11 protein-coding genes are annotated in these 14,133 nt (G+C 60.4%); 10 read left to right on the top strand and 1 reads right to left on the bottom strand.

Annotation, left to right across the window (positions count from 1 at the left end; all coding sequences use genetic code 11):
• The first annotated feature begins 37 nt into the window (after positions 1-37).
• The 9 genes from K3819_RS14610 to K3819_RS14570 all read left to right on the top strand — a co-directional run bounded on the left by K3819_RS14610 (position 38) and on the right by K3819_RS14570 (position 10,214).
• Positions 38-943 (top strand): AraC family transcriptional regulator, encoded by a 906-nt coding sequence (locus K3819_RS14610; protein ID WP_085610235.1) that lies wholly within the window; start codon positions 38-40, stop codon positions 941-943.
• A gap of 226 nt (positions 944-1,169) precedes the next feature.
• Entirely contained in the window at positions 1,170-2,480 is a 1,311-nt protein-coding gene (locus K3819_RS14605) for a sugar ABC transporter substrate-binding protein (protein ID WP_221397297.1), read from the top strand.
• A 169-nt stretch (positions 2,481-2,649) separates the two neighbouring features.
• Positions 2,650-3,576: a carbohydrate ABC transporter permease gene (locus tag K3819_RS14600; RefSeq protein WP_221397296.1), complete on the top strand. Its 927-nt coding sequence runs from the start codon at positions 2,650-2,652 to the stop codon at positions 3,574-3,576.
• Positions 3,577-3,584: 8 nt separating this feature from the next.
• Complete coding sequence (locus K3819_RS14595) at positions 3,585-4,415, top strand: carbohydrate ABC transporter permease (RefSeq protein WP_007957423.1); 831 nt, start codon at positions 3,585-3,587, stop codon at positions 4,413-4,415.
• A 23-nt stretch (positions 4,416-4,438) separates the two neighbouring features.
• Positions 4,439-5,542: an ABC transporter ATP-binding protein gene (locus tag K3819_RS14590; protein WP_221397295.1), complete on the top strand. Its 1,104-nt coding sequence runs from the start codon at positions 4,439-4,441 to the stop codon at positions 5,540-5,542.
• 16 nt (positions 5,543-5,558) lie between these two features.
• A complete protein-coding gene (locus K3819_RS14585; protein ID WP_221397294.1) occupies positions 5,559-7,031 on the top strand; it encodes a mannitol dehydrogenase family protein in 1,473 nt (490 codons plus the stop codon).
• 69 nt (positions 7,032-7,100) lie between these two features.
• Positions 7,101-8,597, top strand: a complete 1,497-nt coding sequence (gene xylB, locus K3819_RS14580) for a xylulokinase (RefSeq protein WP_221397293.1) — start codon at positions 7,101-7,103, stop codon at positions 8,595-8,597.
• Between the two features lie 13 nt (positions 8,598-8,610).
• On the top strand, positions 8,611-9,549 hold the full coding sequence (locus K3819_RS14575; protein WP_221397292.1) for a carbohydrate kinase: 939 nt from the start codon (positions 8,611-8,613) through the stop codon (positions 9,547-9,549).
• 44 nt (positions 9,550-9,593) lie between these two features.
• Positions 9,594-10,214: a hypothetical protein gene (locus K3819_RS14570; protein ID WP_085610228.1), complete on the top strand. Its 621-nt coding sequence runs from the start codon at positions 9,594-9,596 to the stop codon at positions 10,212-10,214.
• A 155-nt stretch (positions 10,215-10,369) separates the two neighbouring features.
• On the opposite strand, the gene K3819_RS14565 is transcribed toward K3819_RS14570, so the two are convergent.
• On the bottom strand, positions 10,370-11,671 hold the full coding sequence (locus K3819_RS14565; protein ID WP_221397291.1) for an OprD family porin: 1,302 nt from the start codon (positions 11,669-11,671) through the stop codon (positions 10,370-10,372).
• 265 nt (positions 11,672-11,936) lie between these two features.
• On the opposite strand from K3819_RS14565, the gene tssI reads away from it, so the two are divergent.
• Complete coding sequence (gene tssI / locus K3819_RS14560) at positions 11,937-14,132, top strand: type VI secretion system tip protein VgrG (protein ID WP_221397290.1); 2,196 nt, start codon at positions 11,937-11,939, stop codon at positions 14,130-14,132.
• The last annotated feature ends 1 nt before the right edge of the window (position 14,133 follow it).

The raw sequence follows: 14,133 nt of genomic DNA, 5'->3' as shown, positions 1-14,133 counted from the left end.
CATGATCACCGGGCGATAACAATAAAAGCGCTCTGCCATGACCCGAACCGCCCGCGTCACCGACCCTTCTTATGAGCTGATGGATGACCACAACGGGTTGTCCATCATCTATCGCCAGCATGGCTTCCCCTGCCCGCTGGTGCGCTGGCATTTTCACAAGGAGTACGAGCTGCACCTGATCGTCGCCAGTTCGGGCAAGGTGTTCATCGGCGACTACATCGGCAACTTCTACCCGCAGACCCTGTTTCTCACCGGCCCCAATCTGCCGCACAACTGGATCAGCCAGGTGGCCGAAGACGAAGTGGTCGAGAAACGCGACATGCTGGTCAACTTCACCGATGAGTTGTTCGAAAGCGGTCATCAGGTGTTCGCCGAACTCAAGACCCTGGCGCCGCTGCTCGAGCGTGCGCAATACGGCATCGAATTCCGCTCCCCGCAGACAATCCGCCAGGCCATGACCCTGATGCAACGTATCGCCGATTCGAACGGCATCACCCGTCTCGGGCACTTTTTCATCCTGATGGAATTGCTGGCGGCCTGCGACGACTACCAGCTGCTGTCCGGCGCAACCACCCCGCAACTGGCCGACGAGCACAACATTGACCGCACCAACCGCGCAGTGGATTACATCTTCGCCCACTACGCCCGTGAGTTGCCGCTGGAGGAAGTCGCCGAGCACCTGGGCATGAAGCCGACCTATTTCAGCCGCGTGTTCAAGCAGGCCACCGGGCGCAACTTCATCGAATTCGTCAATCGCCTGCGCATCAGCAAATCCTGCGAACTGCTGGCGGACGGCGACAAACCGGTCACCGAAGTGTGTTTCGAGTCGGGCTTCAACAATATTTCCAATTTCAACCGGCGTTTTCAGCAGCTCAAAGGCATGACGCCTTCGCATTATCGGCGACTGGTGGTACAGCGCCTGACCGAGCAAAACCACGGCTGACGCCGGAAATCCTGTACGGATTAATGCAGGCCGTCCTTCTGAAACGCCCTTCCCTGCGTTTGCCGCATCAATCCCGAGTGCAAAAAAGTATCGACTCAAGTGCTAGGGATGATTTGTCAGCCCTGCGTCAGAAGGCTGTAATCAGTGCACATTCTTCCCCCGCTGGAAGAACACAAAAACAATAACTGTCCTTCTGCCCCCGCCGGGTGCAGAAAAGGAGTGCACGATGCAACCCACTGCAAAAGCTCTGCTGGCCCTCACCTGCATGACCCTCAGCAGCGTCAGCCTTGGCGCCCAGACCCTGACCATCGCCACCGTCAACAACAGCGACATGATCCGCATGCAAAAGCTCTCGAAGACCTTCGAGACCGAGCATCCGGACATCAAGCTCAATTGGGTGGTGCTGGAAGAAAACGTCCTGCGTCAGCGCCTGACCACCGACATCGCCACTCAGGGCGGTCAGTTCGACGTGTTGACCATCGGCATGTACGAAGCCGCACTCTGGGGTGCAAAAGGTTGGCTTGAACCGATGAAGGATCTGCCGGCCAGCTACGCCCTCGACGATGTGTTCCCGTCGGTGCGCGAAGGCCTGTCAGTCAAAGGTTCGCTGTACGCCCTGCCGTTCTACGCCGAAAGCTCGATCACCTACTACCGCACCGACCTGTTCAAGGACGCCGGCCTGACCATGCCCGAGCGTCCGACCTGGGAACAGATCGCTGGCTTCGCCGAAAAACTCACCCACAAGGACAAGGAACAGTACGGCATCTGCCTGCGCGGCAAGGCCGGCTGGGGTGAAAACATCGCGTTGATCACCACCATCGCCAATGCCTACGGCGCACGCTGGTTCGATGAGCAGTGGAAACCCGAATTCAGCGGTCCGGAGTGGAAAAACGCGCTGAACTTTTACGTCGACACCATGAAGAAGTCCGGCCCACCGGGCGCCTCCAGCAATGGTTTCAACGAAAACCTCGCACTGTTCAACAGCGGCAAGTGCGCAATGTGGGTCGATGCCAGCGTCGCCGGCTCGTTCGTCACCGACAAGACCCAAAGCAAGGTCGCCGATCACGTCGGTTTCACCTACGCGCCGCATCAGGTCACCGACAAAGGCTCGGCGTGGCTGTACTCGTGGGCGCTGGCGATCCCTACCAGCTCCAAGGCCAAGGATGCCGCCAAGGAATTCAGCGCCTGGGCCACCTCAAAAGAGTACGGCGCACTGGTCGCCAAGACCGACGGCATCGCCAACGTACCGCCGGGCACTCGCGCCTCGACCTACAGTGACGCTTACATGAGCGCCGCACCGTTTGCCAAGGTCACGCTGGAATCGCTGAAATCGGCCGACCCGAGCAAACCGACCCTCAAGCCTGTGCCGTACATCGGTATCCAGCTGGTAACCATTCCTGAATTCCAGGGCGTGGGCACCCAGGTCGGCAAGCTGTTCTCGGCGGCGCTGATCGGCCAGACCACGGTCGACCAGGCACTGACCGCCGCGCAGCAAACCACCGAACGCGAGATGAAGCGCGCGGGTTATCCGAAGTAATCCTGCGAAAGCCTCTCCTGCCTTCTGTGGGAGCGGGCTTGCTCGCGAAAGCGGTGTATCAGTGAAACATTTGTTGTCTGACACCACGCCTTCGCGAGCAAGTCGAATCGTCGCACCGTCGCTCCCACATGGGATCTCCATAGGTCTGTATGACTCGGTTGTAAACGCCATGAATACTTCAACTGCCAAAGCCCACATCGACCTGTCGCAGCCCCGGCGCAAAAGCCGCGTGGCCAATCCCGGCTGGTTTCTGGTCAGCCCTTCGGTGGCCCTGTTGCTGCTGTGGATGATCGTGCCGCTGGGCATGACCGTCTATTTCTCGATGATCCGCTACAACCTGCTCGACCCGGGCACCAACGCGTTCGTCGGGCTGGAAAACTTCACCTACTTCCTGACCGACTCCGGCTTCATGCCCGGCGCCACCAACACGTTGCTGCTGGTAGGCAGCGTGCTGCTGATCAGCGTGGTGTTCGGCGTGTTGATCAGTGCGCTGCTGGAGGCCAGCGAATTCTTCGGTCGCGGCATCGTGCGAGTGATGCTGATTTCGCCGTTCTTCATCATGCCCACCGTCGGTGCGCTGATTTGGAAGAACCTGATTTTCCATCCGGTGTCCGGGATCCTCGCCTACATCTGGAAGTTGTTCGGCGCGCAACCGGTGGACTGGCTCGCCCACTACCCGCTGCTGTCGATCATCATCATTGTGTCGTGGCAATGGCTGCCCTTCGCGATCCTGATCCTGATGACCGCCATGCAGTCCCTCGACCAGGAACAGAAGGAAGCCGCCCGCCTCGACGGCGCCGGCCCGATCGCGATTTTCTGGCACCTGACCCTGCCACATCTGGCGCGGCCGATTGCGGTAGTGGTGATGATTGAAACCATCTTTCTGCTGTCAGTGTTCGCCGAAATCTTCACCACCACCAACGGCGGCCCCGGCTACGCATCGACCAACCTCGCCTACCTGATCTACAACCAGGCGCTGGTGCAGTTCGACGTCGGCATGGCCTCGGCCGGCGGCCTGATCGCCGTGGTCATCGCCAACATCGCCGCGATCATTCTGGTGCGGATGATCGGCAAAAACCTGACTGACAAAGCCTGAGGCCTGCCATGACTCTTCAACAATCCCGCCGGCTGCAAAGCCTGCTGCTCGGCACGCTGGCCTGGGCCATCGCGATCATCATTTTCTTCCCGATCTTCTGGATGGTGCTGACCAGTTTCAAGACCGAAATCGACGCTTTCGCCACGCCGCCGCAGTTCATCTTCACGCCGACGCTGGAGAACTACCTGCACATCAACGAGCGCAGCGATTACTTCAGTTTTGCCTGGAACTCGGTGGTGATTTCCTTCAGCGCCACGGCTCTTTGCCTGCTGATCGCGGTGCCGGCGGCCTACTCGATGGCGTTCTACGAAACCCAGCGCACCAAGGGCACGCTGCTGTGGATGCTCTCCACCAAGATGCTGCCGCCGGTGGGCGTGCTGATGCCGATCTACCTGCTGGCCAAGAGCTTCGGCCTGCTCGACACGCGTATCGCGCTGATTGTGATCTACACGCTGATCAACCTGCCGATCGTGGTGTGGATGGTTTACACCTACTTCAAGGACATCCCCAAAGACATCCTCGAAGCCGCCCGCCTCGACGGTGCCACCCTGGCTCAGGAAATGCTCCGCGTGCTGCTGCCGATCGCCAAGGGCGGCCTCGCGTCGACCGTGCTGCTGTCGCTGATCCTGTGCTGGAACGAGGCGTTCTGGTCGTTGAACCTGACTTCGTCCAAAGCCGCGCCACTGACCGCGCTGATCGCCTCCTACTCAAGCCCTGAAGGATTGTTCTGGGCCAAGTTGTCGGCCGTCTCGACCCTGGCCTGCGCGCCGATCCTGATCTTCGGTTGGATCAGCCAGAAACAACTGGTGCGCGGCCTGTCGTTCGGCGCCGTCAAATAAGAATTCGCAAAAGGAGCGCCACCATGGCCAACCTGAAAATCAAGAATCTGCAAAAAGGCTTCGAAGGTTTTTCCATCATCAAGGGCATCGACCTTGAGGTGAACGACAAGGAATTCGTGGTGTTCGTCGGCCCGTCGGGCTGCGGCAAATCCACCCTGCTGCGCCTGATCGCCGGCCTTGAAGAAGTCAGTGGCGGCACCATCGAACTGGATGGGCGCGACATCACCGAAGTCAGCCCGGCCAAGCGCGATCTGGCGATGGTGTTTCAGACCTACGCGCTGTACCCGCACATGACCGTGAAGAAAAACATGTCGTTCGCCCTCGACTTGGCCGGCGTACCGAAAGCCGAAGTCGAGAAGAAAGTCGGCGAAGCGGCGCGCATTCTGGAACTGGGCCCGATGCTGGAACGCAAGCCGAAACAACTGTCCGGCGGCCAGCGTCAGCGCGTGGCTATCGGCCGGGCGATCGTGCGCAACCCGAAAATCTTCCTGTTCGACGAGCCGCTGTCCAACCTCGACGCCGCCCTGCGGGTGCAGATGCGCCTGGAACTGTTGCGCCTGCACAAGGACCTCAAAGCCACGATGATCTACGTGACCCACGATCAGGTCGAAGCCATGACCATGGCCGACAAGGTCGTGGTGCTCAATGGCGGCAAGATCGAACAGGTCGGCTCGCCACTGGAGCTGTATCACAACCCCGCCAACCTGTTCGTCGCCGGTTTTCTCGGCACGCCGAAAATGGGCTTTCTCAAAGGGCAGATCGCGCGCATCGACGGCGCGAGTTGCGAAGTCTCGCTGGATGCCGGCACCCGCATCACCCTGCCCTTCAACGCGGCGAACCTGAGTGTCGGCAGCGCCGTGACCCTGGGCATTCGCCCGGAACATCTGGAGCTGGCACAAGCGGGCGACTGCACCCTGCAAGTCATCGCCGACGTCAGCGAGCGGCTGGGCAGCGACACCTTCTGCCACGTCAAGACCAACGCCGGCGAAGCCCTGACCATGCGTGTGCGTGGTGATCTGGCGAGCCGTTACGGCGAACAACTGAACCTGCACCTGGACGCTGCCCACTGCCATCTGTTCGATGCCGACGGCGTGGCGCTGACCCGCCCGTTGCGTGCGGCCGCCTGATTTCGAGACTGACCCGATGAAACTGAACAAGCAAAACCTCAACCGCCTGGCCGCCGAAGTGCAACTGCCGGCCTACAGCCTCAGCGACACCCGCCAGGGCATCGCCCACATTGGCGTCGGCGGTTTCCATCGCGCGCATCAGGCGTATTACACCGACGCGCTGATGAACACCGGCGAAGCGCTGGACTGGGCGATCTGCGGCGTCGGCCTGCGCGGCGAAGACCGCCGCGCCCGCGACGATCTCAAGGAGCAGGACTACCTGTTCACCCTGTTCGAACTGGGCGACAGCGACGACACCGAAGTCCGCGTCATCGGCGCAATCCGCGACATGCTGCTGGCCGAGGACAGCGCCCAGGTGCTGATCGACAAACTCGCCGATCCGCAGATCCGCATCGTCTCGCTGACCATCACCGAGGGCGGTTACTGCATCGACGACAGCAACGGCGAATTCATGGCGCACCTGCCGCAGATTCAGCACGATCTGACGCACCCGCAACAGCCGAAAACCGTGTTCGGTTTCCTCTGTGCGGCGTTGGCCAAGCGGCGTGCGGCGGGCACTCCGGCGTTCACGGTGATGTCGTGCGATAACCTGCCGCACAACGGCGCGGTGACCCGCAAGGCGCTGCTGGCCTTCGCCGCGCTGCTCGATCCGGACCTGCGTGGCTGGATCGACGCCAACGTCAGTTTCCCCAACGCCATGGTCGACCGCATCACGCCGATGACCAGCACCGCGCATCGCCTGCAACTGGCGGACAAACACGCCGTCGACGACGCCTGGCCGGTGGTCTGCGAACCCTTCGTGCAATGGGTGCTGGAGGACAAGTTCGTCAACGGCCGCCCGGCGTGGGAAAAGGTCGGCGTGCAGTTCACCGACGATGTTTCCCCCTACGAAGAGATGAAGATCAAACTGCTCAACGGTAGCCATCTGGCGCTGACTTACCTGGGCTTTTTGAAGGGCTACCGCTTCGTTCACGAAACCATGAACGACCCGTTGTTCGTGCGCTACATGCGCGCCTACATGGACCTGGACGTGACCCCGCAACTGGCGCCGGTGCCGGGCATCGACCTGACCGAGTACAAGGACACGCTGGTGGCGCGGTTTTCCAATCAGGCGATTGCCGATCAGTTGGAGCGGGTTTGCTCGGATGGCTCGTCGAAGTTTCCCAAGTTCACCATTCCGACGATCAATCGGTTGATTGCCGATGGGCAGGAGACCAAGCGTGCGGCGTTGGTGGTGGCGGCTTGGGCACTTTACTTGAAGGGCGTGGACGAGAATGGCGACACTTACTCGATTCCGGATCCTCGGGCGGCGTTCTGTCAGGGGTTGGTGGCGGAGGATGCTTTGATCACTGAGCGGTTGTTGGGGGTTGAAGAAATCTTCGGTACGGCGATACCGCGTTCGAAGGAGTTTGTGGCAGCGTTTGAGTGGTGCCTGAACAGCTTGCGAGAAGAAGGCGTGACTCGCACCCTCGAACACCTGTTGACCTGATCGTTCCCACGCTCTGCGTGGGAATGCAGCACGGGACGCTCCGCGTCCCTCGATCTGTGTGGAGCGCACATGACAACACAGCAACTGTTCCTCGGCATCGACTGCGGCACCCAAGGCACCAAAGCCATTATCCTCGACGCTGTCAGCGGTCAGGTTCTCGGCCAGGGCGCCGCCGCCCACACGATGATCAGCGGCGCCAATGGCCGTCGCGAACAAGACACCGCGCAATGGCTGGAAGCCTTCGCCCTCGCCACCCGCCGCGCTTTATTGGCGGCAAATGTCGACGGTCAGTCAATCCAGGGCATCGGCGTTTCCGGCCAGCAACACGGCCTGGTGTTGCTCGACGATCAAGGCCAGGTCCTGCGCCCGGCCAAGCTCTGGTGCGACACCGAAACCACGCCTGAAAACGATCGCCTGCTGACTCATCTGGGCGGTGAACAAGGTTCGCTGGAACGCCTCGGCGTGGTCATCGCGCCGGGTTACACCGTCTCCAAATTGTTGTGGACCAAGGAGCAACATCCGGATGTGTTTTCCCGCATCGCACGGATCCTGCTGCCCCACGACTACCTGAATTTCTGGCTCACCGGCCGTGCGTGCAGCGAATACGGCGATGCATCCGGCACCGGCTATTTCAATGTGCGCACCCGCCAATGGGATTTGCAGCTGCTGCGCGACATCGACGCCAGCGGTCGTCTGCAATCCGCGCTGCCGGAACTGATCGACGCCCATCAAGCGGTCGGCACGATCCTTCCCGCCATTGCCGAACAGCTGGGCATCAACCCCAACGCGGTGGTGTCCAGCGGTGGCGGCGACAACATGATGGGCGCCATCGGCACCGGCAATATTCAGCCGGGGGCGATCACCATGAGCCTCGGTTCTTCCGGCACGGTATACGCCTACGCCGAGGCACCGAAAGTCAGCCCGGATGCGTCGGTCGCGACCTTCTGTTCCTCGAGCGGCGGCTGGCTGCCATTGATCTGCACCATGAACCTGACCAACGCCACCGGCGCGATCCGCGAACTGTTCAACCTCGATCTCGACGCCTTCAACGCGTTGGTGGCCCAGGTTCCGATCGGCGCCGAGGGCGTGAGCATGTTGCCATTCCTCAACGGCGAACGCGTGCCGCCCCTGCCCCACGCCACCGGCAGCCTGCATGGCCTGACCATCGATAACCTGACCCAGGCCAATCTGTGCCGCGCCGCCGTGGAAGGCACCACCTTCGGCCTGCGTTATGGACTGGATCTGTTGCGCCAGAATGGTTTACAAAGCCGCAGCATTTGCCTGATCGGCGGCGGCTCGAAAAGCGCGGTGTGGCGGCAGATCGTCGCCGACATCATGAACACCCCGGTGATCTGCACCGAGCAGAGCGAAGCCGCAGCCCTGGGCGCGGCGATTCAGGCGGCGTGGTGCAAATCGTGGTCGAACGGCCACGAAGACACCCTGGCCGACCTGTGTCAGCGCTGCGTGAAGCTCGACCTGAACAGTGAAACCCTGCCGGTTGCCGCGAATGTCGCGGCCTTCCAGCAGGCCTATGAACGCTATCGACTGCATGTCGCAACCTTATAAAGAGCAAACAACTATGTACCTGGTGTGTGGCGAAGCGCTGTTCGACTTCTTCAGCGAAGACGATGCCGGCGGACAGGCATCGAAAGTCAATTTCAAGGCGATTGCCGGTGGCTCGCCGTTCAACGTGGCGGTGGGTTTGCGCCGTCTGGGCGTGAATTCGGCGCTGTTTGGCGGGTTGTCCACCGACTACCTCGGCAGACGCTTGCATCAAGTGCTGCGGGATGAAGGCGTGCGCCCGGACTATCTGGTGGATTTCGCTGCGCCGACCACCCTGGCGATGGTCGCGGTGGGTGCCAACGGCTCGCCGCATTACAGCTTCCGGGGTGAAGGCTGCGCCGACCGTCAACTGAGCCTGACCCATCTGCCATCGCTGGGCCCGGAAGTGCGCGGCTTGCACTTCGGTTCGTTCTCGCTGGTGGTGCAACCGGTTGCCGATACGTTGCTTGCGCTGGTGCAACGCGAAAGCGGTAAACGCCTGATCAGCCTCGACCCGAACGTGCGCCTCAACCCCGAGCCGAACATCGACCTGTGGCGCGAGCGGATCGCCACGCTGGTGCCGTTGGTGGACCTGATCAAAGTCAGCGACGAGGATTTGAACCTGCTGTACCCCGAGCAGGATCCGGCGCGGGTTATCGAAGGTTGGCTGCAGCATCGCTGCCAAGTGGTGTTTCTGACCCGTGGCGGTGAAGGTGCAACAGTCTTCAGTCGCGCTCACGGCTCATGGTCGGTGCCGGCCTCTTCGGTGAAGATCGCTGACACCGTCGGTGCCGGCGATACCTTCCAGGCCGCTTTGATCACCTGGCTGACCGAACATGAACTGGACTCGGTGGAAGGTGTTCAGCACCTTAACCGCGAGCAGATCGACGGCATGCTCAGGTTTGCCGTACAGGCCGCCGCCCTTACATGCAGCAAAACAGGTCCGGATTTGCCTTATCGCCACCAGTTGACCTGACCGCGTAGACTGGCGCCCTTTTTTGCACGATGGGATGACGGCTTTTGAATTCGCGGCGCACGGTTGGACTGTTGGTATTGGCGGCACTGTTGACCGGTTGCGGGACATCGCCGCCGCGTTCGCCGGAAAACCTCTGCGAGATTTTCCGCGAAAAAAGTGATTGGTACGACGCGGCGCAAGTCACGCAAAAGCGCTGGGGCGTGCCGATCCAGGTGCCGTTCGCCATCATGTATCAGGAGTCCGGCTACCGCTATGACGCCAAGACGCCGCGCAAATACCTGTTGTGGGTGATCCCGTGGGGCCGGGTTTCGACGGCGTCAGGCTATGCGCAGGCCAAGGATGAAGTCTGGTCCGACTACCAGAAAAGCACCGGCCGGTACGGCGCCGACCGCGAAGACTTCGACGACGCCATCGACTTCGTCGGCTGGTACATGGACAAGACCACCTCGATCAACGGCGTGTACAAGTACGACGCCTACAACCAGTACCTCAACTACCACGAAGGCTGGGGCGGTTTTCGCCAGAAGACCTATGCCAGCAAGGCGTGGCTGATGCCGGTGGCGCGCAAGGTGCAGAACCGCTCGGACATGTACGGTCAGCAATACGCAGCGTGCAAGGATGATCTGAATCGCGGATTCTGGAGCCGGTTCTGGCATTGGCTATAGCGGAGCTCGCAATGACGCCTTCGCGAGCAGGCTCGCTCCCACAGGTTCTACGTCATTCACTAAATTTGTGGTTACCGTAGATCCCTGTGGGAGCGGCGGTGCGACGATTCGACTTGCCCGCGAAGGCGTCAGTTCAGACACCGCCAACCTATGGGTTACAACACCGAAAAGTTGTAGCTCACGATCAACCGGGTCTCATCCACATCCCGGGCAAACTTCTCGTAGTTCGTCCGGTAAGTCGCATTACGCAACCGCAGGCTGACATCCTTGAACGTCCCGCTCTGAATCACGTATTTCAACTCGCTGTCGCGTTCCCACTCTTTGCCTTCCTGATCGCTGCCCGGGACCTTGATGTGATCGCCGTTCACGTAGCGGGTCAGGAAACTCAAACCGTTGATGCCGATCGCCTTGAAGTCATACTCGTAACGCAGCTGCCAGGAGCGTTCCTGAGCGGCGGCGAAGTCGTTGACCTGCACGTAGTTCACCAGGTACGGGTTGCTGCCATCCAGATACGGCATCGAGTTGTCACCGTTCATGCGCTGCCAACCGGCACTGAAGGTGTGGCCGCTGATGCCGTAGGACAGCATGCCGCTCAGCGCCCGGTTGTCGATGGAACCGGCTTTCGCATCACCGCTGTCGGCGCTTTTCAGCAAACGCAGATCGGCTTTCAGCACACCGTCACCCAGCGGCTGATTGGCCAACAAACCCACGAAGTGTTGGCGATAGATGTCTTCCAGCTCGGCGTAGTGGTACTGCGCGGTCAGGCGATCGTTGATCTTGTAGTCGAAGCCGTACATGTCGAAATGATCGGCGGTGGTGTTGCAGGCATAGCGCTTGTTCTTGCAGTGCACGCGGATGTCTTGCGAATCGCTCGAATCCCGGGCGGTGTACTTGTCCAGCCTCGCGGCCATGAAGGTCAGGTCCTTCACCTCTTTGGAGGTCAGCATCGCACCGTTGAACATGGTTGGCAGCAGACGGCCGTCGTTGTACTTGAGCAGCGGCAGATCCGGCAGCAACGCGCCGTATTTCAGCACCGTATCCGAGACTTTGACCTTGGCGGTCAGGCCCATTTTTGCGTACTGACCTTTCGAACCGCGCGGGTTCTCGCCACTGGACGGCAACAGGCCGCTGTTGCTGCGATCCGGGCTGGAATCGAGCTGGAAACCCGCCATGCCCAGCGCATCGATCCCGAAACCGACAGTGCCTTCGGTGTAGCCCGATTGCAGATTGAGAATAAAGCCCTGCGCCGACTCTTCGCGCTTGGACGCGCCCTGATCACTCGAGGTGTGCCCGTCACGGAAATCGCGGTTGAAGTACACCGTGCGCGACTCGATCTTCGCCGTGGTGTCTTCGAAAAAACCGCTGGCCTGGACCTGCGCGGTAAAACCGGCGCACAGCACAAAGGCTCCGAAGCCAAGCGACTGGCGCGGGGTGATGAGGGGAAATGGGGGACGCATTGAAAACTCCAACAGAACAACGATTGCGCAGAGGCGCAAACAACCAGAAATAGCTCCCGTCCCGGACCAGTGAAGAACCGGGAGGAAGTGAATACGCGGGGGTGAACGGCAATGATGGCAGATGGCTTTGACGTGCTACAGGCGACTTTAGTCTGAAACTGACTGGTTGTTCCGCTGACATCCGTGCGCAGGATTTTCCGATTGTGCGAAATGCGTGAATCCCGCTACATTTGTTTCTTGCTTATTCAAGGATGGAATTCAAAGCATGCTGGACGCCAATGCCACTCACATCAGGTTTGCCATTGAAGGCGCTTCGGCCGACCTGCAAGTCCTCAGCTTCACCGGTCGCGAAGCCCTCAACGAGCCGTTCCGTTTCGACCTCGAACTGGTCAGCGCCCGTCCCGACCTCAACCTTGAAGAACTCCTGCACAAGCCTGGCTGCCTGACCTTCGGCGCCACTGGCGAGGGCAAGATTCATGGTCTGGTGTATCGCATCGAGCAAGGCGATTCCGGCAAGACCCTGACCCGTTACAGCCTCAGCCTGGTGCCGCAACTGGCCTACCTGCGGCACAACCATGACCAGCAGATCTTCCAGCAACTGACGGTGCCGAAGATCATCGCCCGCGTTCTGGAAGATCGCGGCATCCTGGCCGATGCCTACAGCTTCCAGCTCGGCGCCGAATACCCGGAACGCGACTACTGCGTGCAGTACGACGAATCCGACCTGCATTTCATCCAGCGCCTGTGCGAAGAGGAAGGCATTCACTTTCACTTCCAGCACAGCAGCAGCGGCCACAAGCTGGTGTTCGGCGATGACCAGACCGTGTTCCGCAAACTGAAACCGGTCAACTACCAGCAAGACTCCGGCATGACCGCCGACAAACCGGTGATCAAGCGTTTCAACCTGCGCCTGGAAACCCGCACCACCCGCGTCAGCCGCCGCGATTACGATTTCGAAAAACCGAAGATCCTGCCCGAAAGTGCCGTCAAATCCGCGTTCATGCCGGACCTGGAAGACTACGACTACCCCGGCCGTTTCACCACGCGTGAGCGCGGCAAGTTCCTCTCGACCCGCGCGCTGGAACGCCATCGCAGCGACTACAAACTCGCCGAAGGCAAAGGTGACGAACCGACCCTGACCAGCGGCCACTTCATGACCCTGGCCGAACACCCGCGCGCCGAGTGGAACGATTTGTGGCTGCTGCTGGAAGTCTTCCACGAAGGCAAACAGCCGCAAGTGCTGGGCGAAAACGTCACCAGCGACGTCACCGACAACAAGACCGATTTCCACCAGGGCTACCGCAACTCATTCGTGGCCACCCCGTGGGACGCCCACTACCGCCCTGCCCTCGAACACCCGAAACCGAAAGTCCTCGGCAGCCAGACCGCCATCGTCACCGGCCCCGCCGGCGAAGAAATCCACTGCGACCAGTACGGCCGCGTAAAGGTGCAATTCCACTGGGATCGCGACGGCCAGGCCGACGACAAGACCACCTGCTGGCTGCGCGTCGCCAGCGGCTGGGCCGGCGCAGCGTACGGCGGCATCGCCATCCCACGCATCGGCATGGAAGTGCTGGTGACCTTCCTCGAAGGTGACCCCGACCAACCATTGGTGACCGGCTGCCTGTACCACAAGGAAAACGTCGTTCCGTACGATCTGCCGGCGAACAAGACCCGCAGCACCTTCAAGACCCTGAGCTCACCGGGCGGCAAGGGCTATAACGAATTTCGCATCGAAGACAAGAAAGGCGCGGAACAGATCTACATCCACGCCCAGCGCGACTGGGACGAGAACATTGAACACGATCAGAAGATTCGCGTCGGCAACGAACGGCATGACACGGTCGAAGCCAATGTTTTAAGTGAATTCAAAGTCGAGGAACACCGCATCACCCACCTGGATCGCAAGAGCGAAATGCGCGCTAACGATCACCTCACCGTCGGCGTGACCCAGCATGTGAAGGTCGGCACCGGTCAGTTCGTTGAAGCGGGCTCGGAGATTCATTACCACGCCGGCGACAAGGTCGTGATCGAGGGTGGTATGGAGCTGACGGCCAAGGCTGGCGGCAGTTTCGTCAAGGTCGATGCCGGTGGTGTGACAATCAGTGGTGCCGAGGTGAAGGCCAATACCGGCGGTGCGCCGGGTGTGGGTTCCGGAGTTGCGATTCTGGCGCCATTGATTCCTTTACCGGCCTCCAGCGATAAAAGCGGAAACCTGCTCGCCCGCAAGGAAGTATTGGAAGCCATCGAATACGACATGGATTTCATCATCACGGATCAGAACAGCGGTCTGCCCTTGCGCAACTTTCCCTATGTGATCAAAACCACTTCGGGTCAGAACCTCGTCGGGCGAACGGATGAGCATGGCAAGACGCGCAAGATCAGCAGCCTCGAAGCCGAGACCGCGACAATCGAAGTCTACGATGACGTACCTCCCCTCAATCCACACTGGGATGCCTGAC

Source organism: Pseudomonas sp. 3-2 (assembly GCF_019710535.1).
In the GTDB taxonomy this organism is placed as follows: Bacteria; Pseudomonadota; Gammaproteobacteria; order Pseudomonadales; family Pseudomonadaceae; genus Aquipseudomonas; species Aquipseudomonas pharyngis.
The sequence above is the reverse complement of the archived record's forward strand: the minus strand, read 5'-3'. Positions and strand labels throughout refer to the sequence as shown.